Consider the following 1,014-nt stretch of genomic DNA (forward strand, 5'->3'; position numbering starts at 1 on the left):
GTATAGGGAGAGCACTGTTGGAAAAACCAGTGGCTCTCGTGTCCGATTTATATCGGATGTATATTCTCCAATTATGCTTCATAAACCACATCCGAGGCCGGTGATAAAAATGTATCTCTTGAAACAGGTAATTGATCAACTAAAAAAGGAAGGACTGTTATGAAAGATATGCTGAAATATAAAGGCTATTACGGCTCAATTCACTTTGCTGAAGATGATTTGACGCTTTTTGGAAAAGTTGAATTTATTAAAGCCTTAATTAGTTATGAAGGCGAGAGTGCTGCTCAAATTAAAGAAGCATTTGAAGAAGCAATTGATGATTATCTTTTCATGTGTGAAAAAGAAGGTCTTGTGCCTGAAAAACCATTTAAAGGCACCTTCAATGTGAGAATAGGAGAGGCATTGCATGAAAGGGCGGTAATTGCCGCAACAAGCAGGGGAATTAAGCTTAATGAGCTTGTAAAGCAAGCGTTAGAGCATGAATTAAGAGTATAGTGCCATCTAATTGCATAGATGATTAAAACTTGGAAAGTAAGCTTGGCCAATGGTTATCTGCGAATGAGGTGGAGGCAGAAACTTTAGGGGATAAGTCAAAGTAACTACATATACAAAGGACAAAAAATGAAAAATATCCTGAATTCTCTTCTAGCATTGTTTTTTTTCTTGCTTATCATGTTCGTAATTAATATTACGATTGGTTTTATAAATGCCAAGCCTATTGATATTCATGAAATTTCTTTACTATTTAAAGATTCAAATCCTGGTATTTGTAAGTTAATTAACATTCATAATCTGAGTGGTGGTTTATACAGAGAGAAATTTTTTAAGAATAACCCAGCCTATAAGGACATTAAATTAAATCAAGATTTATTTAACCATGAGCAAATTATCTCTGCACTTAATAGCAGTTGTCTTAATCATGATGAAGTACAATTAATTAATAGAAATTATACGGAAAGTATTGCAGTCCATTTAAAAAATATTCATTCAAAATTATTGATACGTTTAAAAAAT

2 protein-coding genes are annotated in these 1,014 nt (G+C 32.8%); both read left to right on the forward strand.

Annotated features, from left to right (window positions below; all coding sequences use genetic code 11):
- Window positions 1-159 precede the first annotated feature (159 nt).
- A complete protein-coding gene (locus T345_RS0110800) occupies window positions 160-495 on the forward strand; it encodes a type II toxin-antitoxin system HicB family antitoxin (RefSeq protein ID WP_028389342.1) in 336 nt (111 codons plus the stop codon).
- 126 nt (window positions 496-621) lie between these two features.
- A partial coding sequence (locus T345_RS14230; RefSeq protein ID WP_035918944.1) for a hypothetical protein occupies window positions 622-1,014 on the forward strand: 393 nt, incomplete at its 3' end.

This window comes from Legionella fairfieldensis ATCC 49588 (assembly GCF_000621525.1).
GTDB lineage: Bacteria > Pseudomonadota > Gammaproteobacteria > Legionellales > Legionellaceae > Tatlockia > Tatlockia fairfieldensis.

What these genes read in the sequence shown, in the direction of transcription:
- T345_RS0110800 (WP_028389342.1), top strand. Translation starts at nt 160, where the DNA reads ATGAAAGATATGCTGAAATATAAAGGCTATTACGGCTCAATTCACTTT.